Genomic DNA, 18,005 nt, shown 5'->3' with positions numbered 1-18,005 from the left:
CGGACGTACACCGCGCGCGGGCGTTTCGGGTCGCGGCCCAGATAGCCCTAGCGCTCGAGCCCGCCGAGCAGATGGGCCACCCAGGTGGTGGAGCTGAGCCCGACCCCGTCGCCGATCTCACGGATGCTGGGCGGATAGCCGCGCTCGGTCACCGAGGTGCGGATGACGTCGAGGACCGTGCGCTGACGCACGGTGAGATCCGCACCGGATCCCGATGTGACGGTGCCGGTAGCGCTTTCGTCACCCGTGTCGTCTGTGTGGGTCACCGTGTCCCGCCCTTTCGCTGGTCGATTTCGCCTTTCCGAGGCTAGTCGTGCCACGCCGAAGTATCAAACATCTGTTCGAGCATGTCGGGCGTTTCGTGCTGACATCGCCGTCGCGGCGTGGTAGAAATCGAACATCAGTTCGTCGCACACATGTTCGAACGATGTGTGACACAGCGGCTTCACCAGCTATTCCTTCAGCAGCGGAGCACACCACCCCGGAGGTTCTTCCGATGAGCACAGCGACCAGCGCCCTGCAGTCCTACGACCCCGCCGCCTACCCCGAACCGATCACCCGGCGTCGCCGCAACCCCCGTGCGCGACGGCCGTTCTCCCTCGTGCGCGGCGCGGGTGGCAGCCCGGTAGTGCGTCGTACCGCGCGGCCCGCGTCCGCCCGCCAGGAGGTGTCGCGCGGGCCCGCCGCCGAGGTGTTCGCCGCCTATGGCACGGACGGTCTGGCCGCCGCGCGTGGCGTGCTCGCGGAAGCGGCGGGACGGCCCGCCGACGCGGAGCTCGACATCGCCTTCGCCACGGTGCCGCAGACGGATTCGCCGCGGCCGCGGGTCGCACGCCCGGCTCGCGCCGATCGCGGTCCGCGGGCGACCGGGCCACGCAACGAGGCGGCGCTGTACGCCCGCGTCGGCGGTGTGCGGCCCGCCCGTGGCGTGCATCCGGTGCGCCGGGTCGAGCAGGCGCAGGTCGGGTTCGCGGTGCTGGCGGTGGCGGCGCTGGTGACCGCGCTGATCGTCGTCGCGTTCCTCGGCCTGGCGCACATGCGGGCCGGCAGTTTCGGCGACCGGTTCGATCCGGCGACGTCCGGGATTTCCGAGCGGATCGACACCCCGTCGGGCGAACTGTCCGGGACAGTTCGATAGTGCGAAAAGGTCTGTACAGGAACGGTTTCCGCGTGTGATTCGGGACCTGGCCGGTCGGCGGCCTGAACGAAACGCACACCAAAACTAGAACGCGTTGCTACGGTGACGTGCATCCTGAGCCGGGGCGGGTACGGACCCCGGCCGAATTCCGGATGCGAGGTCACGGTGCGCCGCTGCTCGATCGCTCTGCTGCTCAGTCTCGTTCTCGGCGCGCTGCTCGCGCCCGCCGCCCACGCGGTCCCCGCCTACGCGGACTACCTCGATCTCCCCGCGATCAACACCGAGGGTGAATTCGGCGGCGGCCTGCACCCGGCGCTACCGCTGAGCGAACCACCGCTGCGGGACGCACTGACGCAGGCACGGGCCGACGGCATCGAACCGTCGCGCTATGCCACACTGCTGCACCAGTATTGGCTCGTGGTCGCCGCCGACAAAGCGGCTGTCGACCTCGCGACCTGGGAGCCCTCTCGCGGCGTCGCCGCCAATACGGCGACCTTCACCCAGGTGTACGTCAACTACTTCCGCATCGCCGCCGCCCGCCCCGACTTCTCTTGGGCAGGCCTGGCCGGCATCGCCGGCGGCTCCTTCGCCTCCGGCTTCTTCGACGTCGGCGATATCGGCGGGGTGCTCTCGGTCGGCGGGATCCACGAACTCGGCACCGCCGTCGCCGAGCTGTTGCGGGCCACACCGCCCGAACTCGTCGCGGGGGTTCCGGCCGATCTCGCGGGCCTGGCCATCGACGGCCCGCGCCTGACCGCCGCCGACCTCGCCTGGTATCAGACCCGGCTGATGATCATGCAGAAACACATCTTCACCGACCTGGTCCCGATGCACGAGGCCTACCTCGCCGAGGGGATGGCGGCCATCGATGAGCTGTTCGCGGCGGGTGTGATCGACGACGGCATCCGCACCGCCTGGGTCGGCATCGACGGCGGCACCGCGGCGGGCCGCGCGGACGCGCTGGTCCGGATGACCGACCGGGAACAGAACCACATCGTCGCCGATCAATGGGATGTGACCGCGGCCGGTCGCGACGGCATGGGCCGGGTGCTGACCTACGTCACCACGGTCGCGGGCAAACCCGCCGTCCCCGGTGTCCGGGCGCCCGGCGTGTACGCCCCGGCGACGGTACGCGCGGGCGGGCTCGGCCTGCGGATGCCGCTGCCCGACTTCAACTGGGCCGACCGCGACTCCCGCTGGGCCTACATCACCGCCGACCTGGTGCCCCGCCATCTCGACCTCACCGCCGACGCGGCGCACGCGGTGACGGTGTACTCCGAGCCCTTCCCCGCCAAGCTCACCCGCGGCCGCATGCTGAGCCGGTTGCCGGAGCTGATCGCGGACCTGACCACGCAGTGGCAGGTGATGCACCAGTGACAGGTATTCTGTCAAGTGCCATGGAGTAGACGTCGCATCGACGAAGGAACCCTCGGATGCATTGCCCGTATTGCCGACACCCTGACTCGCGAGTCGTCGACTCGCGTGAAGTCGAGGAGGGCACGGCGATCCGCCGTCGGCGGTCGTGTCCGACCTGCGGTCGCCGGTTCACCACCGTCGAGACCGCGATCCTGTCGGTGGTCAAGCGCAGCGGCGTCACCGAGCCGTTCAGCCGCGAGAAGGTGATCGTCGGTGTCCGGCGCGCGTGCCAGGGCCGCGAGGTCGACGACGACGCTCTGAACCTGCTCGCCCAGCAGGTCGAAGACACGGTGCGCGCCAAGGGATCTCCCGAAGTGCCCAGCCATGAGGTCGGCCTGGCCATCCTCGGTCCGCTGCGCGATCTGGACGAGGTGGCCTATCTGCGCTTCGCCTCGGTGTACCGATCCTTCACCAGCGCAGCCGATTTCGAACGCGAGATCACCGAGATGCGCAAGGCGCGCGCGGCCGCGGTCGCCGCGACCGACTGACGATCAGCGCCGGATCGCGCCGATCGCCTTCTCGATCCGCTTCGCCGACACCGGGTACGGCGTGCCGATCTTCTGCGCGAACAGGCTCACCCGCAGTTCCTCGATCATCCACCAGATCTCGGTGACATCGCGCGCGTTCCTGCGGCCCTCGGGCAGGCCGCGCACCAGCTTGTCGTAGGCGGCCAGCATCCGGTCGACCTCGGCCATGCCCTGGCGATCACGCACGGCCGAGCCGGGCAGCGATTCCAGTCGTTGCGCCGCGGCGAGCAGATAGCGGGGCAGTTCGCGCAGCCGGGCGCGGCCCCACTCGGCGACGAAGCCGGGGAACAGCAGGTCGTCGAGCTGCTGGCGGACATCGTCGGCGATATCGGTCTCGGTGGTGTCGGCCAGCGCGGCACGGGCCTGGTGCGCGGCCGACAGCACGGGCGCTACGGCGCGGATCAGGCCGGTGACCGCGGTCGCCAGCTGGGGGCGAACGGCGGCGACCAGCTTGTCGAATGCCTCGGGTGTGCGCACGGGGCCACCGGCGGCCGCGATGAGCTCGTCGGCGGCCGCGACCCGGCAGTCCTCGACCAGCTTGTCCAGGGAGCCGTCGGGATTCTGGCTCAGCGCCAGCCGGTCGGCGGCGGGCAATCCGGCGGTGACCGCGCGGGTGGAGGTCGGGATCGCGGCCAGCAGCAGGGTGCGCACTCCGGCGCGCATGGCGGCGGCCTGCTCGGCGGGGGAACTGAGCACACGCACGGCCACTCCCTCGCCCTCGGGCACCAGGGCCGGGTATCCGGTCACCGTCTGACCGGCCACCTCGCGCCGCACCGTCGGGGCTACCGCGCCGAGGGATTCGGAGGTCCAGACGGTCGCGGGTGCGCGTTCGGCACCTGCGGTGGCGCGGGCGACCGAAGCGGAAACCTGCTCGGCCAGTGTCGATTTCAGTTGTGCGAGGTTCTTGCTCTTGGCCAGTACCGTGCCGCGCTGATCGACGGCGGCGAAGGTCATCCGCAGATGATCCGGCAGCGCGGTGGGGGACAGGTCGTCGGCGGAGATGGTGACCGAGCCCAGTCGCGAGAGTTCCCTGGACAGTCCGGTGCGCAACGGCTCGGCGCGCGGGGTCAGCTCGCGCAGCGCGGCCGCGGCGAAGTCGGGCGCGGGAACGACGGTGCGGCGCAAGGCCTTCGGGAGGGTCTTGATGTAGGCGGCGGCCAGTTCCTCGCGCATGCCCGGCACCAGCCAGTCGAAGCCGACGGCCCGCACGTGGGCGAGTTGCTCGACCGGAATCCGCACGGTCACACCGTCGTCGTCCTGACCGGGCTCGAACTGGTAGGTCAGCGGGAAGCTGAGTTCGCCCTGGCGCCAGGCGTCGGGGAAGTCGGTCGGGTCGAGCGCGGCGGCGCCCGCGTTGACCACGGTGTCGGTCGAGAAGTCCAGCAGCGCGGGATCTTTGCGCTCGGCCTTGCGCCACCAGCTGTCGAAATGGCGCACCGAGACGATGTCGGCGGGGATGCGCTGGTCGTAGAACTCGAACAGCACTTCGTCGTCGACGAGGATGTCGCGGCGACGGGCCCGGTGCTCGAGATCGGCGACATCGTCGATCAGGGCGCGGTTGCGCGCGAAGAAACCGTGCCTGGTCTGCCACTCGCCCTGGACCAGGGCGTGCCGGATGAACAGCTCGCGGGACAGTTCGGGATCGATGCGCCCGTAGTCGACCGGCCTGCCCGTCACCAGCGGCACGCCGTAGAGCGTGGCCCGTTCGTAGGCGCGGGCCGCACCGCGCTTGGACGACCAATGTGGCTCGGAATAGATGCGTTTCACCAGATCGCCCGCGAGCCGCTCGGCCCACTCAGGTTCCACCTTCGCCGCGATCCGGCCCCACAGCCGGGAGGTCTCCACCAGCTCGGCCGCCATCACCCAGCGCGGCGGTTTCTTGGCCAACGAGGATCCGGGGAAGATCATGAACTTCGCATTGCGCGCGCCGAGGAATTCCCGCGACTCCGCCTCGCGCACACCGATATGCGACAGCATGCCCGCCAGCAGCGACTGATGGATCTGCGCGCTGGGCCACGGCATCGCCGCCTCGGCGTCCGCTGCGGCCGAATCTGCCGACCCGCGACCGGCTTTCGTCGCGGCAGTGCCCCGGCCCGAGCGCAGCTCCGGCTGCGCCGCGACGTCACTGCGCCCACGCCGGGAACGGTCGGCGTGCTGCCGCGCCGACTCCGGCGCTCGATCGTCGCGCCCGGCCGCGGCGTCCGAGGCATCGGTGGCGGCGGCCGATCGCGGTAGCCCGCGGTCGGGAGTGCGTCCTCGGCCCCTGCGGTTCCGCTTCGGGCCGGCGCCGTCCGCGGCCGCCCCGCCGTCCCCGACTGCCCTGCCATCCGCGGGCGCCGAGGGGCTGTCGGAGTTCGCCCGCCGCGTGCCCCCGTCGTTCCAGCCGAGCCCGCGGGTAATCGTGCGCAACTGACCGTGCAGATCCTGCCACTCCCTGATCCGCAGGTAGTGCAGGAACTCGTCACGGCACATCCGGCGGAACTGGTTGGACGACAGCGACTTCCGCTGCTCGGTCAGGTAGTCCCACAGCCGCAGATAGGCCAGGAAATCCGAACCGTCGACGGTGAAACGGGCGTGCTGGGCGTCGGCGGCCTGCTGATGGTCGACAGGCCGTTCGCGCACATCCTGGATCGACAGCGCCGCCACGATCACCAGCACCTCGTCCAGGCACCCGTTGCGGTGCGCTTCCACGAGCATGCGCGCCATCCGCGGGTCCACCGGCAGCTGCGCCATCTCCCGGCCGATCGGGGTGAGCGTGAGGTGCCCGCCCGAATGCGCTTCGCCGTCCACGGCTTTCGCGCTGCCGTGCGCCAGCGCGCCGAGTTCCTCGAGCAGCGCGATGCCGTCGCGGATGGCGCGCCGATCGGGGGCCTCGACGAACGGGAAGCTCTCGATGTCGCCCAGGCCGAGCGCGGTCATCTGGAGGATGACCGCGGCCAGATTGGTGCGCAGGATCTCCGGTTCGGTGAACGCGGGCCGCGACTCGAAATCGTCCTCGGAGTACAGCCGGATACAGATACCGTCGGCGACACGACCACAACGGCCCGACCGCTGCCGCGCCGAGGCCTGCGAGACCGGTTCGATCGGCAGCCGCTGCACCTTGGTGCGCATCGAGTACCGGGAGATGCGCGCCGTGCCGGGGTCGATCACGTAGCGGATGCCGGGCACCGTGAGCGAGGTCTCGGCGACATTGGTGGCCAGCACCACCCGGCGGCCGGTGTGCGGGGCGAACACCTTGTGCTGCTCGGCGGCGGACAGGCGCGCGTACAGCGGCACGATCTCGGTGCGGGGGAGTCTCAGGTCGCGCAGCGCGTCGGCGGTGTCGCGGATCTCGCGTTCGCCGGACAGGAATACCAGCACGTCACCGTCGCCCTCGGCGAACAGCTCGGTGACCGCGTCGGCGACGGCGTCGGTGGGATCGCGGTCGACGACGCGGGTGTCCTCCTCGTCCTCGTCGTCGGAACCCGGCAGCTCCAGCGACAGCGGGCGGTACCGCAACTCCACCGGATACGACCGGCCCGACACCTCGACGATCGGCGCGGGCGTGCCCTGCGCGTCGGCGAAATGGCGGGCGAACAGTTCGGGATCGATCGTCGCCGAGGTGATGATCACCTTGAGATCGGGGCGCTGGGGCAGCAGCTGCTTCAGGTACCCGAGCAGGAAGTCGATATTGAGGCTGCGTTCGTGCGCCTCGTCGATGATGATCGTGTCGTAGCGGCGCAGCATCCGGTCGCGCTGGATCTCGGCGAGCAGGATGCCGTCGGTCATCAGCTTGACCAGGGTGCGATCCGAGGCCTGATCGGTGAACCGGACGGTGTAGCCGACCACGTCACCCAGTTCGGTGCCCAGTTCCTCGGCGATGCGTTCGGCGACGGTGCGCGCGGCCAGACGGCGCGGCTGGGTGTGGCCGATGGTGCCGCGGATGCCGCGCCCGAGTTCCAGGCAGATCTTCGGGATCTGGGTGGTCTTGCCGGAGCCGGTCTCACCGGCCACGATCACCACCTGGTGCTCGGCGATCGCGGCGGCGATGTCGTCGCGGCGCGCGGAGACGGGCAGTTGTTCCGGATACCGGATCGACGGAACCGCCGCGCGGCGATTGGCCACGCGGGTCGCGGCGGCGGCGATCTCGGCGTCCAGCGCGGGCAGATCGTCGGGGCGCGCCCGGTCGAGCTTGCGCCGGAGCCGGTGTTCGTCGCGCAGCGAGACCTCCGCCAGGCGGGTGCGCAGCGCGCGGGTTCCGGTGCTAGCTGTCCTGGTCATTGCGCTTACCAGCGTAGCGAAGCCCGCCACCGGTTTTCCGCTCGCGCTCCCTGTGCGCGGGACGGCCGAGACCAACGACACACCGGGACCCTGTCCGGTCGCGTCCGCGCGTCCGCCTCGACCAGCCGCAACGCGCAGGCCCGGCATCGCCGCAGCTGCACGTCCACGACGGCGGGGCGTGCGAGGATCCGGGCATGAGCACAGCAGCGGGGACGGCGTGGTGGATCAGGGCCTACCGGATGGGGTTCGCCGCGCTCGGGCTGGTCGCGCTGCTGTGGATTCCGGTGCGCAACATCGACTCCGCGACCTTCTCGCTCGCCAACTATCTGAGCTACTTCACCATCGAATCGAACATCCTCGGTGTGATCGTCTTGTTCGTCGGCGGGTTGCTCGCACCGCAGGGCCGCGGCTGGCAACTGTTCCGCGGCGCGGCGACGCTGTACATGCTCATCACGATGGTCGTCTACGCGGTCCTGCTGGCGCGGATCGACGTCATGCTCAACGACAAGTGGATCAACGACATCATGCACCGGTATCTGCCGCTGATCCTGGTGCTGGACTGGATGCTGGTCGCGATGCCGCAGCGGTTGCGCCCGAGCCCGCAGCTGATCGGGCAGTGGCTGATCTTCCCGCTGATCTACGGCATCTACAGCCTGATCCGCGGTCCGATCGTCGACTGGTATCCGTACCCGTTCCTCGACCCGCGCCAGCAGGGCTACGTGTCGATGGCCCTCGGATTGGTCGTGCTTACCCTGGTGTTCGCGGTGCTGGCGGTTGCCATGGCGTCGCTGGGTGACCTGCCTGCCTGGTGGCGGGAACGCAAGTCCGAGGACTGAGACATCCGCGAGTCCGGGAGCGCGACCCGGCCGGTTCGGGTAAAGGTGTAGCCATGAATGCGCTCTGGCATGGATTCGCGGATATGGGCGCCGTCACTCGTGACGGTGCGTTCGTCGTCGCCCGCGGCGACGGTGCCTACGTCTACGACACCGCGGGCACACGGTATCTCGACGCCACGGCCGGACTCTGGTTCGCCAATGTCGGGCACGGTCGCGCGGAGATCGCCGACGCCGTCGCCGAGCAGTTGCGCACCATCGCCCACTACTCGAACTTCGGTGACCTCACCGAACCGCCGACGCAGGAACTCGCCGAGAAGCTGTCGGCCGTCGCGCCGGTTCCCGGCAGCAAGATCTTCTTCACCTCCGGCGGCTCGGACTCGGTGGAGACCGCGGCCAAACTGGCGCGCCGGTACTGGCACGAACTGGGCCGTACCGACAAGAAGATCCTGGTCGGCCGCCGCCTGGCCTATCACGGCATGCACTACGCGGGCACCTCGATCGGTGGGCTGGCGGGCAACACCGAGGGTTACGGTGAGCTCGTCGCCGACACCCGCACCGTCGAATGGAACGACGCGAAATCGCTGCTCGCCCTGATCGAGGAGATCGGCGCCGAGCAGATCGCGGCGTTCTTCTGCGAGCCGATCATCGGTGCGGGCGGGGTGTACCTGCCGCCGGAGGGCTACCTGGCCGAGGTGCGCCAGATCTGCCGCGACCACGACATCCTGTTCGTCGCCGACGAGGTGGTGACCGGCTTCGGCCGGATCGGCGGCTCCTGGTTCGCCTCCACCCGGTTCGGCCTCGAACCCGACCTCGTCACCACGGCCAAGGGCCTGACCTCGGGCTACCTGCCGATGGGCGCGGTGTTCATCGCACCGCACCTGGCCGAACCGTTCTTCGCCGGTGGCGTGTGGTGGCGGCACGGCTACACCTACGGCGGGCACGCGGGCGCGGCCGCCGCGGCCCTGGCCAACCTCGCCATCATCGAACGCGAAGGGCTGCTCGAGGAAGCGGCCCGGCTGGAGAGCACGCTGCACACCCTGCTCGCGCCGCTGGCCGAGCATCCGCGCGTCGCCGAGGTTCGCAGCGGGCTCGGCGCCGTGGCCGCGGTCCAACTGGCCGACCCGTCCGAGGGACCCGCGCTGGTGAAGACCCTGCGCGAACACGGCATCTCGGGCCGCGCCGCCGGACAGGGCGCGATGCAGATCTCGCCGTCGTTCGTGATGACCGACGCCCAGGTCGCCGACCTGGTCGAGGGCTTCACCCGCGCACTGGGCTGACCTCTCCCGCGAGCGTGCGCGTGAAGAACTGGCTGTACGGGTCGAGGACGTAGCCGGCGAAAGGCTCGCACTCGGTGAAACCGTGGCGCAGGTAGAGGCGGCGAGCGGGCGCGAAGTACTCCTGTGACCCGGTCTCCAGGCTCAGGCGGGTGTATCCGCGTCGGCGGGCCTCGTCGACGATGTGGACCAGCACAGTCGCGGCGACCCCGCGGCCGGTGAAGCCGTCGGCGGTGCGCATGGACTTGATCTCGCCGTGGCGTTGGTCGAGTTCCTTCAGCGCACCGCAGCCTGCCAGTTCGTCGCCTGCCCAGGCGCTCCACACCGTGACCGCCGGATCGCGCAGGGCGGTCAGGTCGAGGGCGTGCATGCTGCAGGCGGGGGAGTTGGCGGCCATCTCGGTGTGATGGCCGGTCAGCAGGTCGCGGATCGGGGCGCCGGTGAGGTCGTCGACCGTCACGCGCACCGCCTGCGTCGAGGTGACGGATTGTGCATCGGACATCGGTCCATGATCCGTCATCGCTATGACGACGACGGTGCCCGGGTGGAAACGCGCCCGCGGGCGCCGCGTCGATGCGAGCATGGTGAGGCGCGGGTGGCGACTCGAAGGTGGTGGGGTGTGGCCGAATTCGTTCAGGACAACGCACTCGTGCGCTGGCCGGTGGTCGCCGCGTTCGTCCTCGCGACGGCGATCGTCTCGGCCCGATTGACCAGGCGGCCACCACCCACCCACCGGGTCGACGCCGCGGCCGACAGCGCGCACCTGCTCATGTGCCTGGTGATGCTGGCGATGCTGGTGTTCCCCGCCGCGACCGACCCGCACGCCGTGCGTGGGATGCTCACCGCGCTCACCGTGGCCTTCGCGATCCTGCTGGCCGAGCGCGTCGTGGGCTGGCGCACCGGCCCGACGGCCGCGCCCGACGGGGTTATGGCGATCGGCTACCACACCGTGGCCGCGGCGGCCATGCTGTACGCGATGGCCGGTCACGGCGGCGACCACGCGACCGGACCGGCGCCCTGGGCTGCCCTGGCGCTGGCCGCCCTGTTCACGCTGGACGCGCTGGTCGCGCTTGGTACCGTCGGTCACGGCCCCCGCTGGCACCGGTTCGTTCACCCCGCAGGCGCCCACCCGCTGACCTCGGCGCTGGTGCCCCATGTGGTGATGGATATCGGTACCGCGTTCATGTTGATCGCCGCGATCGACCGGTGAATACCGATCCACAACCGCTCGCGCTGCGAATTGCCGTTGTGTGGACAGGAATTCGACGATGAATCGGCAGCGCGGTCCCGACTCGGGGCCGGGTGGCTTCGCGCTGCCCGTTCCCGAGTTCCCGTCCGGCACCGACGATCGCGACGCGCTGCGTGAGCTGTACCTCGCCACCGGCGCCGCCGCCTTCGGGCTCGCGCTGCGCGTCCTGCATCGCCGCGGATCGGCCGAAGACGTTGTCCGCGAGGGATATCGGTGCCTGCGGGCCGCGCCGTGGACGATCGACACCACAAGCCTCGCTGACGTGGCCGTCGCTGTTGAGCCCCCGCCCGTCCCTGACCTCGGGACACCGTGGGGCCGTTCGGCATTCGCCGCCCGCCTGGGCACCGAGACCGACACCACATTCGGCCGCGGTGCCCTCTACGACGGTGACCGGACCGGACCGGGCGCCGAGCACCCCGGCGAACCTCTGGCGGCGCCCGAGTGTGCGGGCCGCGACGATGCGGTGTTCAGCGCCGACCAGACATGGCTGCTCGCCCAGATCCATCGGCTCGCGGTGCAGCGGCTACGGCTGGACCGCCACGACGGCGACGACGTACCCTGGCTCGCGGCCTCGGCTCGCCTCGGTTTCGCCGATCCGCTCGACAGCCACTGCGAAGTGTTCGTGCTCGCCTACTACGGCGGGCGCACCTACCGGGCGATCAGCCGGGAACTGGGCCTGCGCCTTCCGGTCGTCACCCGGCTGCTGGCCGAGGGCGTCGAACGGCTCGCCGAGCAGCGGATCGTCCGCGTCGGCGGCACCCACGCCTGGTGCCCGCCCGGTTCGATCCTGGCCCTCGCCGACGCCTACGCCCTGGACGCGGTCGCCGAAATCGAATATCACCACATCGAGAACAAGCTCGCCGCGATCGCCCCGCACCGGCTCGCCCAGTTCGCCGCCCGGGTCCGCGGCGTGCACGCCATGCTCGCCCGCCTGGCCGTCGACGACCGGCGCACCCCGCCACGGCATCTGGAGACCCGCATCCTCGCCGACCTGAGCACCACCGAGGCGCCGCGGCGCGGGCACTGGACCACCCGGCCGCCGTGGCTGCGCCGCTTCGGCGGCCAGCTCGGACAGTGAGGTCAGAGCACCACGACGTGGTCCTCGGCGACCCGGCCGCCCAGGCGCACCCAGCCGTCGGAGTCCCATTCGGTGTAGAGCTGGGAACCCTGGCCCTGGGTCACCACCAGCCCGCGCCGCAACTGCCCGGTGAGCGCGACCGCCGCGGCCCCGGTCGCCTCGTCCTCGGCGATGCCCATCGCGGGAGCGAACATCCGGGAGCGCAGCGCCCCACGCGTTTCGTCGGTCCACGCCCAGAAGTAGTGCTGGCCCTCGGTGACGTCGTCGGGCCGCAGCAGCGCCAGCTCCTCGACCGAATCCAGCTGGTGGAAGGTGAAATCCGGCGCCCACTCGGCACGGGCGGTGATCCAGGTGATGCCGTCGGTCTGGTCGACCGCGACCGGGCCCGCGTTCTCCTGCAGGGTGTGCACCGGTGTGCGCTGCACGGCCAGCCACCACGCGGTGCCCACGCTGGGGTGCCCGGCGAAGGGCAGTTCCACGGTGGGCGTGAAGATGCGGATCCTGGCCACACCGTCGACGGGATCCTCGACGATAGTGGTCTCGCTGAAGCCCAGGCGCGCGGCCAGCTCCTGCTTGTCGAGCGCGACGACATCACCCGCGCGGGCGATGCCGAGCGCGTTGCCGAGCTGTCCGGCCGGGTCGGTGAACACTCTGACGACCTCGACCTGGATATCCGGGGCTTCGGGCACCTCGTGTGCGTTCATGATCGCGAGCCTACCGGCCGGTTCACAGGGCCGACGGGACCGCGCGAGCCCGGTCGTGTCCCCGGGAAACGACCGCGACCCCCGACCGGAGGAGACCGATCGGGGGCCGCGGCGAAACGGTGAATCAGACGGCAGCGGCCGCCAGCGCCTCGGTGGACGCCACCGCCTGGCCGACACCGGCGACGATGGCCGCCGCGCGCAGCGACTCGAAGATCACCTCGCGCGACACACCGGCCTCGCGCAGCGTCTTCTCGTGCGCCTCCAGGCAGTGGGCACAGCCGTTGATCGAGGACACGGCGAACGACCACAGCTCGAAATCGGCCTTGTCGACGCCCGGGTTGCCGATGATGTTCATCCGCAGGCCCGCGCGCAGGTCGTCGTAGCGACCGTCCAGGAACGCCTTACCGCGGTAGAACACGTTGTTCATGCCCATGATCGACGCGGCGCCCAGCGCGGCCTCGTAGGCCTCGGCGGACAGCACATCGGCGGCTTCCTCGGCGATCTCGCGCAGGGTGGTCGCCGAGCGGGTCGCGGCGGCCGAGGCCAGCAGGGTGCCCCACAGCTGCTGCTCGTTGAGCACCGTGGTGCGGGCCAGCGAGGACAGGTTGAGCTTGAGGTCCTTGGCGTACTCGGGAAGGGAGTTCTTCAGGTTCTCGATGCTCATGACAGTGGGGCTCCTCTGGGGTGAATCGGTGGGGAAGGGTGGATCAGACGCTGGCCGAGAGCAGCTCGCCCGCGTTGATGGTCGGGTCGCCCTTCTTCCAGTTGCAGGCGCACAGCTCGTCGGACTGCAGGGCGTCGAGCACGCGCAGCACCTCGTCGACATTGCGGCCGACCGAACCGGCGGTCACCGACACGAACTGCACCTCGTTGTTCGGGTCGACGATGAAGGTGGCGCGATCGGCGACACCGTCGGCGTTGAGAACACCGGTGGCGGTGGCCAGTTCACGCTTGAGGTCCGACAGCATCGGGAAGGGGAGGGTCTTGAGATCCTCGTGCTGGGCGCGCCACTGGAAGTGCACGAACTCGTTGTCGACCGAGGCGCCGAGGACCTGGGTGTCGCGGTCGGCGAACTCGTCGTTCAGCTTGCCGAACGCCGCGATCTCGGTGGGGCACACGAAGGTGAAGTCCTTGGGCCAGAAGAACACCACGCGCCACTTGCCCGCGTAGTCGTCGCTGGTGATCTGGGTGAAGTAGTCGTCGGGCTGCTGCGCGTCGACCTTCGACAGGTCACCTCCGATGACGGCCTTGAGGTTGTATGCCGGGAACTGGTCGCCGATGGTCAGCAGAGCCATGCGCGTCTCCTCATTCGTGGTGTGGTTGCTCATCGTGTGAGCTCGTCGGGGATCTTGCCGAAAACGTACTGAAAGGTAAAGCCGATTGCTTGCCCTACACTGATAGGCGTGACTGATCAGACTTATCAGCCAACCCTGTCGCAGCTGCGTGCGTTCGTCGCCATCGCCGAATACCGGCATTTCGGCACCGCCGCAGCGCGTTTGACTGTGAGCCAACCCACGTTATCGCAGGCACTGGCATCACTGGAAAACGGACTGGGGCTCCAGTTGATCGAGCGCAGCACCCGGCGGGTGCTGGTGACCGCGGCCGGCATGCGACTGCTGCCCCAGGCGATGGCGACGCTGGAAGCCGCCGACCGGTTCGTGGCCTCGGCGACCGGTGACGGCCTCGGCGGCGTGCTGCGCCTGGGCATCATCCCGACCGTCGCGCCGTACGTGCTGCCGGAGCTGCTGCCCGAACTACGCCGCAAACTGCCCGGTCTGGTTCCGCACGTGGTGGAGGACCAGACCTCCCGGCTGCTCGACGGCCTGCGCACGGGCGTACTCGACGTCGCGCTGCTCGCCCTGCCCACCGGCGCGCCGGGGCTCGTCGAGATCCCTCTCTACTCGGAGGAGTTCGTGCTCGTCACCCCGCGCGGGCACGAATTGGCCGGGCGCACCGACCTGGCCACACCGGTGCTGGCCGACATGCCGCTGCTGCTGCTGGACGAGGGCCACTGCCTGCGCGATCAGACCCTGGAGTTGTGCCGCAGCGCCGAGGTGCATCCCGGCGCGGTCGGCGACACCCGCGCCGCCTCGCTGACGACGGTGGTGCAGTGCGTGGCAGGCGGTCTCGGCGTCACCCTCATTCCGGAGATGGCCGTGGCCACCGAAACCGCGCGCGGCACTCTCGATACCGCCCGCTTCGCCGATCCCGCGCCGGGGCGCACCATCGGTCTGGCCTACCGCGGATCCTCGGCGCGGGCCGAGGATTACGAATACCTTGCGGCAGTTATTCGATCGAAGCGACCCTTCTGATTTCATCTGCACTTACGATTTCATCTGTTCGAACGACGCTATTCTCCTCCGCGAGTGCTGTTCTTGATTACGGTGACGGTCCCGCCACGGGGTCGGCACGACAAGTGTGCAGCAGTCGAAGGAATGGCCATGTACAAAGTTCGTTCAACCATCGCGGTGCTCGCGTGTGCGCCGCTGATCGCACTCGGTGCCGGCGTAGCCGGTGCAGCACCCGCGGCGGATCCTGCCCCCGTCCCCGTCGCACCGGTGCCCGTTCAGGTAGAGCCCGTAGTGCTCTCGCCGTTCATCACGATCCCCGGCGCGATCGTCGTGTGCCTGCCGATCCTGGTGACGATCCCGTTCCTCTACCCGGTGTGCGTGGTCTGACACGCTGATGCCGGTACCAACGAGGAGCATTCGAGTCACTCCCGCACAACAGTGCGGGAGTGGCCCTGTGGCACGGGGCATGGGAGTGGCCGCCGAGGCGTGGGATTCCATCCGGTGTGAGCCGCCGAAATTATCGAGCCGACATCGCGGTGGTCAACAATAGCCGGACCAATTCGGCCTGCTGGTGTGTTTTCGTCTTGGCGAAAATGTGCTGCAGATGCGTGCGCGCGGTGAATACCGAGACCGAGAGCTGATCGGCGACGGCGGGCAACCCGTCGCCACGCAGAACCGCCATGGCGACCAGTGTTTCCGCCTCGGTCAAGCCGTAGAGGTCGTGCAGCGCTTCCGGTTCCGGTTCGGGATCTCGGTCCGGATCGGCGACCAGCAGCAGGACGGCCCGATGCCATTGGCCGTCTCCGTCTCCGGAAATGCCGTCCAGCGGCGAGATCCGCACGATCAGCGGCCGATTGCCGGAGGGGCGCGCGACCCCCACATTCCCGCCACCGTCCGCCGACTCCGCGGCCTGTTCGATCAGCTCGCGCAGTCGCGCCTGGGTGGACGGCGACCTGGCCCGCAGCCGGCCGAAGGCATCCACACTCAGCCCCTCGGTCTGCGCGATGATGCGCCCCGCCATGGAGTTGGCGAATACCAGTGCGGCGTCGGCGGTGACGATCATGATGCCGTAGTGCGCCTGCTCCAGTGTCGCGAGCGCCAAGGCCCGTTCCCGGGACAACTCGACAAGCCTGGACTGGGTGCGCAGCGCCCCGCGCAGATGCGGCACGAGTGCACGCAGCAGGGCCAGCCCGGCCGAGTGACCGTTGATCGCGCCGTGGTCGGGCATGGTCAGGCAGATCCACGAGGGTGGCAGATCGTCGCTGAGCCGGGCCAGGAAACTGTTGGTCAGGCCGTTCGCGCTCCCGCGGTCGAACAGCTCGTCACTGGTGGCGGCCGAACCGGCGGGAAGGCGCTGCAGGTGTTCGGCGACCCGGTCGAGCGAGGAGGACAGGTCCGGCGAGCTCCCGTTGCCCGAGGTCTTGATCGCCCACCGTGCGCCTGCCGGTTCGGCGATGACCAAAAAGCCGTGTACCGCCCCGAAGGTGTCGGTGATCTCGCGGATCACTCCGTCCCATCGGTCAGGGTCGTTGCCTGCGCTGTAGATCGCGGCGATCAAGTTCGAAAAACGTTGTAGCGCAATCGACATGATGGCCCTTCCTCGGCCACGGTGGGTCGGCGCGATGCCGTTGTGCGGCAAACACCGTCCGAGAAGCTCCCAACCTTGGGATACTAGTCGATCTTCGGGCGTGGCGAAACGATCGTGCTCCACCTGCTACCTTGAACGTCGTTCAATTCCGTGGTGAAGGATGTTTGCCGTGCCCGATGTCGAGAAGTCCCCGAAGCCGGCGCTCGGTTTCGCCGCCAGGGACATGGCGCAGATCGCGGTGTTCGCGGCGCTGATCGCCGCCCTCGGCCTGCCGGGTGCGATCACCGTCGGGTTCAGTGGCATGCCGATCACGCTGCAGACCCTCGGGGTGATCCTCACCGGCGCGATCCTCGGCGCGCGCAAGGGCACGGCCGCGGTCGCGGTCTTCATCGCGCTGACCCTGATCGGCCTGCCGCTGCTCTCCGGCGGCCGCACCGGCCTGACGGCCCTGGCCTCGCCGACCGCGGGCTATCTGATCGGCTGGATCCCCGCGACGCTGGTGATCGGCGCGCTGACCGCCGCGATCCTGCCGAAGTATCCGATCGTGCTCGGTCTGCTGATCAACGCGCTCGGCGGGCTCGTGGTCATCTACCTGTTCGGGACCGCTGGGCTGCTGATCCGCACCGATCTCGGGGTGTGGGCGGCGGTGTCGGCCAACTTCGCCTTCGTGCCAGGGGATCTGGCCAAGGTTGTCGTCGCCACTGTCGTCGCCAAGGGTGTGCATCGCGCATATCCCGGGCTGATCCGTGGCTGAGCGCGCGCGGTACCTGTCGTGAGCGAGATCGTCCTCGACTCGGTCGGTCACCACTTCGGTGATCGGACCGTGCTGCGCGACATCGATCTTCAGATCACCGAACGGCGGGTCGGCCTCATCGGCGCCAACGGATCCGGGAAGTCGACGCTGGCGCGGATGCTCAACGGGCTGCTGAAGCCGGCGTCGGGCACCGTCACCGTCGACGGGCTCGACGCCGCCCGCAAGGGCGCGCAGGTCCGGCGCAAGGTCGGCTTCGTGTTCACCGATCCCGACACCCAGATCGTGATGCCGACCGTCGCCGAGGATCTGGCGTTCTCGCTGCGGCGCAGTGGCCTGAGCCGGACCGAGATCGCGGCCAGGGTGGCGCGGATGCTCGACCGCTTCGGGCTGGGCGAGCACGCCGACCATCCGGCGCACCTGCTCTCGGGCGGGCAGAAACAACTCCTCGCGATCGGCTCCGCGCTGATCCGCGAGCCCGAGGTCATCGTCGCCGACGAGCCGACCACGCTGCTGGACCTGCGCAACGCCCGCCGGGTGTCGGAGGCGCTGAACTCCCTGGACCAGCAGGTGATCGTGGTGACCCACCAGCTCGCGCTGCTGGACGGGTTCGATCGAGTCGTGGTGCTGGACAACGGGTCCATTGCCTTCGACGGCGCACCGGCCGACGCGGTCGGGGGCGGAGGGCGGAGGGTGGGAATTTAATGTTCTTAAACAACCCCCGCAACGCGCCGCCACCACCACCCCCCGGGGGGGAGGACGGGGGGGGGGGGGTGGGGGTCGGGGGCCACCCGTTTGTGGGGCCCCGCCTGGCGGTGGTCTGGGTGGTGCGGGTTGGGGGGGCCTCCCGCCGGTGCCGGGTTGGGTTGGAAGGGTGGGGGTCGCCACCAGGT

17 protein-coding genes and 1 pseudogene are annotated in these 18,005 nt (G+C 69.7%); 11 read left to right on the top strand and 7 right to left on the bottom strand.

Translation table 11 applies throughout. From position 1 onward, the window contains the following. Nucleotides 1–50: 50 nt before the first annotated feature. Nucleotides 51–266: pseudogene (locus ACFWPJ_RS04155) on the bottom strand (repressor LexA); the annotation flags it as partial. A 230-nt stretch (nt 267–496) separates the two neighbouring features. Between ACFWPJ_RS04155 and ACFWPJ_RS04150 the strand changes: the two are divergent. The 3 genes from ACFWPJ_RS04150 (at nt 497) to nrdR (ending at nt 3,042) form a co-directional block, all read left to right on the top strand. Continuing rightward, nucleotides 497–1,138 carry a hypothetical protein gene (locus ACFWPJ_RS04150; RefSeq protein ID WP_378846924.1) on the top strand — a complete coding sequence of 214 codons (642 nt, stop codon included), beginning with the start codon at nt 497–499 and terminating at the stop codon, nt 1,136–1,138. 102 nt (nt 1,139–1,240) lie between these two features. Continuing rightward, nucleotides 1,241–2,515 (top strand): hypothetical protein, encoded by a 1,275-nt coding sequence (locus tag ACFWPJ_RS04145; RefSeq protein WP_378846921.1) that lies wholly within the window; start codon nt 1,241–1,243, stop codon nt 2,513–2,515. A gap of 56 nt (nt 2,516–2,571) precedes the next feature. Next, on the top strand, nt 2,572–3,042 hold the full coding sequence (gene nrdR, locus ACFWPJ_RS04140) for a transcriptional regulator NrdR (protein WP_378846919.1): 471 nt from the start codon (nt 2,572–2,574) through the stop codon (nt 3,040–3,042). Nucleotides 3,043–3,045: 3 nt separating this feature from the next. Here nrdR and hrpA read toward each other — a convergent pair whose 3' ends face one another. Further along, nucleotides 3,046–7,341, bottom strand: a complete 4,296-nt coding sequence (gene hrpA, locus ACFWPJ_RS04135; RefSeq protein WP_378846916.1) for an ATP-dependent RNA helicase HrpA — start codon at nt 7,339–7,341, stop codon at nt 3,046–3,048. 194 nt (nt 7,342–7,535) lie between these two features. Between hrpA and ACFWPJ_RS04130 the strand changes: the two genes are divergently transcribed. Then, nucleotides 7,536–8,177, top strand: a complete 642-nt coding sequence (locus ACFWPJ_RS04130; RefSeq protein ID WP_378846913.1) for a Pr6Pr family membrane protein — start codon at nt 7,536–7,538, stop codon at nt 8,175–8,177. 53 nt (nt 8,178–8,230) lie between these two features. After that, a complete protein-coding gene (locus ACFWPJ_RS04125; RefSeq protein WP_378846910.1) occupies nt 8,231–9,454 on the top strand; it encodes an aspartate aminotransferase family protein in 1,224 nt (407 codons plus the stop codon). On the opposite strand, the gene ACFWPJ_RS04120 is transcribed toward ACFWPJ_RS04125, so the two are convergent. Then, a complete protein-coding gene (locus ACFWPJ_RS04120) occupies nt 9,435–9,953 on the bottom strand; it encodes a GNAT family N-acetyltransferase (protein WP_378846907.1) in 519 nt (172 codons plus the stop codon). The genes ACFWPJ_RS04125 and ACFWPJ_RS04120 overlap by 20 nt on opposite strands. Nucleotides 9,954–10,070: 117 nt before the next feature. Between ACFWPJ_RS04120 and ACFWPJ_RS04115 the strand changes: the two genes are divergently transcribed. Together ACFWPJ_RS04115 and ACFWPJ_RS04110 are read left to right on the top strand one after the other, a co-directional pair. Further along, nucleotides 10,071–10,661 (top strand): DUF5134 domain-containing protein, encoded by a 591-nt coding sequence (locus ACFWPJ_RS04115; RefSeq protein ID WP_378846904.1) that lies wholly within the window; start codon nt 10,071–10,073, stop codon nt 10,659–10,661. A gap of 58 nt (nt 10,662–10,719) precedes the next feature. Beyond that, entirely contained in the window at nt 10,720–11,778 is a 1,059-nt protein-coding gene (locus ACFWPJ_RS04110; protein WP_378846901.1) for a hypothetical protein, read from the top strand. A 2-nt stretch (nt 11,779–11,780) separates the two neighbouring features. Here the strand turns inward: ACFWPJ_RS04110 and ACFWPJ_RS04105 are convergent, their stop codons facing one another. The 3 genes from ACFWPJ_RS04105 to ACFWPJ_RS04095 all read right to left on the bottom strand — a co-directional run bounded on the left by ACFWPJ_RS04105 (nt 11,781) and on the right by ACFWPJ_RS04095 (nt 13,777). Continuing rightward, nucleotides 11,781–12,482: a PhzF family phenazine biosynthesis protein gene (locus tag ACFWPJ_RS04105; RefSeq protein ID WP_378846898.1), complete on the bottom strand. Its 702-nt coding sequence runs from the start codon at nt 12,480–12,482 to the stop codon at nt 11,781–11,783. A gap of 124 nt (nt 12,483–12,606) precedes the next feature. Further along, on the bottom strand, nt 12,607–13,146 hold the full coding sequence (locus tag ACFWPJ_RS04100; protein ID WP_189024060.1) for a carboxymuconolactone decarboxylase family protein: 540 nt from the start codon (nt 13,144–13,146) through the stop codon (nt 12,607–12,609). 43 nt (nt 13,147–13,189) lie between these two features. Beyond that, nucleotides 13,190–13,777, bottom strand: a complete 588-nt coding sequence (locus ACFWPJ_RS04095; protein ID WP_189024058.1) for a peroxiredoxin — start codon at nt 13,775–13,777, stop codon at nt 13,190–13,192. Nucleotides 13,778–13,885: 108 nt separating this feature from the next. On the opposite strand from ACFWPJ_RS04095, the gene ACFWPJ_RS04090 reads away from it, so the two are divergent. Both ACFWPJ_RS04090 and ACFWPJ_RS04085 read left to right on the top strand, forming a co-directional pair. Beyond that, a complete protein-coding gene (locus ACFWPJ_RS04090; protein WP_378846893.1) occupies nt 13,886–14,794 on the top strand; it encodes a hydrogen peroxide-inducible genes activator in 909 nt (302 codons plus the stop codon). Between the two features lie 129 nt (nt 14,795–14,923). Then, nucleotides 14,924–15,160, top strand: coding sequence for a hypothetical protein (locus ACFWPJ_RS04085; protein WP_378846891.1), 237 nt, complete (start codon nt 14,924–14,926; stop codon nt 15,158–15,160). Nucleotides 15,161–15,290: 130 nt separating this feature from the next. Here ACFWPJ_RS04085 and ACFWPJ_RS04080 read toward each other — a convergent pair whose 3' ends face one another. After that, nucleotides 15,291–16,361 (bottom strand): helix-turn-helix transcriptional regulator, encoded by a 1,071-nt coding sequence (locus tag ACFWPJ_RS04080; RefSeq protein ID WP_378846888.1) that lies wholly within the window; start codon nt 16,359–16,361, stop codon nt 15,291–15,293. Between the two features lie 160 nt (nt 16,362–16,521). On the opposite strand from ACFWPJ_RS04080, the gene ACFWPJ_RS04075 reads away from it, so the two are divergent. Both ACFWPJ_RS04075 and ACFWPJ_RS04070 read left to right on the top strand, forming a co-directional pair. After that, nucleotides 16,522–17,115, top strand: coding sequence for a biotin transporter BioY (locus tag ACFWPJ_RS04075; protein WP_378846885.1), 594 nt, complete (start codon nt 16,522–16,524; stop codon nt 17,113–17,115). Nucleotides 17,116–17,133: 18 nt separating this feature from the next. After that, nucleotides 17,134–17,817, top strand: coding sequence for an energy-coupling factor ABC transporter ATP-binding protein (locus tag ACFWPJ_RS04070; protein ID WP_378846882.1), 684 nt, complete (start codon nt 17,134–17,136; stop codon nt 17,815–17,817). Nucleotides 17,818–18,005: the final 188 nt, after the last annotated feature.

Source organism: Nocardia sp. NPDC058497 (genome assembly GCF_042720195.1).
Lineage (GTDB): Bacteria > Actinomycetota > Actinomycetes > Mycobacteriales > Mycobacteriaceae > Nocardia.
Note: the sequence above shows the minus strand (reverse complement) of the source record. Positions and strands in the feature narration are given on the sequence as shown.

Excerpts from the sequence above, each read along its gene's own strand:
- ACFWPJ_RS04150 (WP_378846924.1), top strand. The coding sequence starts at position 497 with ATGAGCACAGCGACCAGCGCCCTGCAGTCCTACGACCCCGCCGCCTAC.
- nrdR (WP_378846919.1), top strand. The coding sequence starts at position 2,572 with ATGCATTGCCCGTATTGCCGACACCCTGACTCGCGAGTCGTCGACTCG.
- hrpA (WP_378846916.1), bottom strand. The coding sequence starts at position 7,341 with ATGACCAGGACAGCTAGCACCGGAACCCGCGCGCTGCGCACCCGCCTG.
- ACFWPJ_RS04130 (WP_378846913.1), top strand. The coding sequence starts at position 7,536 with ATGAGCACAGCAGCGGGGACGGCGTGGTGGATCAGGGCCTACCGGATG.
- ACFWPJ_RS04125 (WP_378846910.1), top strand. The coding sequence starts at position 8,231 with ATGAATGCGCTCTGGCATGGATTCGCGGATATGGGCGCCGTCACTCGT.
- ACFWPJ_RS04120 (WP_378846907.1), bottom strand. The coding sequence starts at position 9,953 with ATGTCCGATGCACAATCCGTCACCTCGACGCAGGCGGTGCGCGTGACG.
- ACFWPJ_RS04110 (WP_378846901.1), top strand. The coding sequence starts at position 10,720 with ATGAATCGGCAGCGCGGTCCCGACTCGGGGCCGGGTGGCTTCGCGCTG.
- ACFWPJ_RS04105 (WP_378846898.1), bottom strand. The coding sequence starts at position 12,482 with ATGAACGCACACGAGGTGCCCGAAGCCCCGGATATCCAGGTCGAGGTC.
- ACFWPJ_RS04100 (WP_189024060.1), bottom strand. The coding sequence starts at position 13,146 with ATGAGCATCGAGAACCTGAAGAACTCCCTTCCCGAGTACGCCAAGGAC.
- ACFWPJ_RS04095 (WP_189024058.1), bottom strand. The coding sequence starts at position 13,777 with ATGGCTCTGCTGACCATCGGCGACCAGTTCCCGGCATACAACCTCAAG.
- ACFWPJ_RS04085 (WP_378846891.1), top strand. The coding sequence starts at position 14,924 with ATGTACAAAGTTCGTTCAACCATCGCGGTGCTCGCGTGTGCGCCGCTG.
- ACFWPJ_RS04080 (WP_378846888.1), bottom strand. The coding sequence starts at position 16,361 with ATGTCGATTGCGCTACAACGTTTTTCGAACTTGATCGCCGCGATCTAC.
- ACFWPJ_RS04075 (WP_378846885.1), top strand. The coding sequence starts at position 16,522 with ATGTTTGCCGTGCCCGATGTCGAGAAGTCCCCGAAGCCGGCGCTCGGT.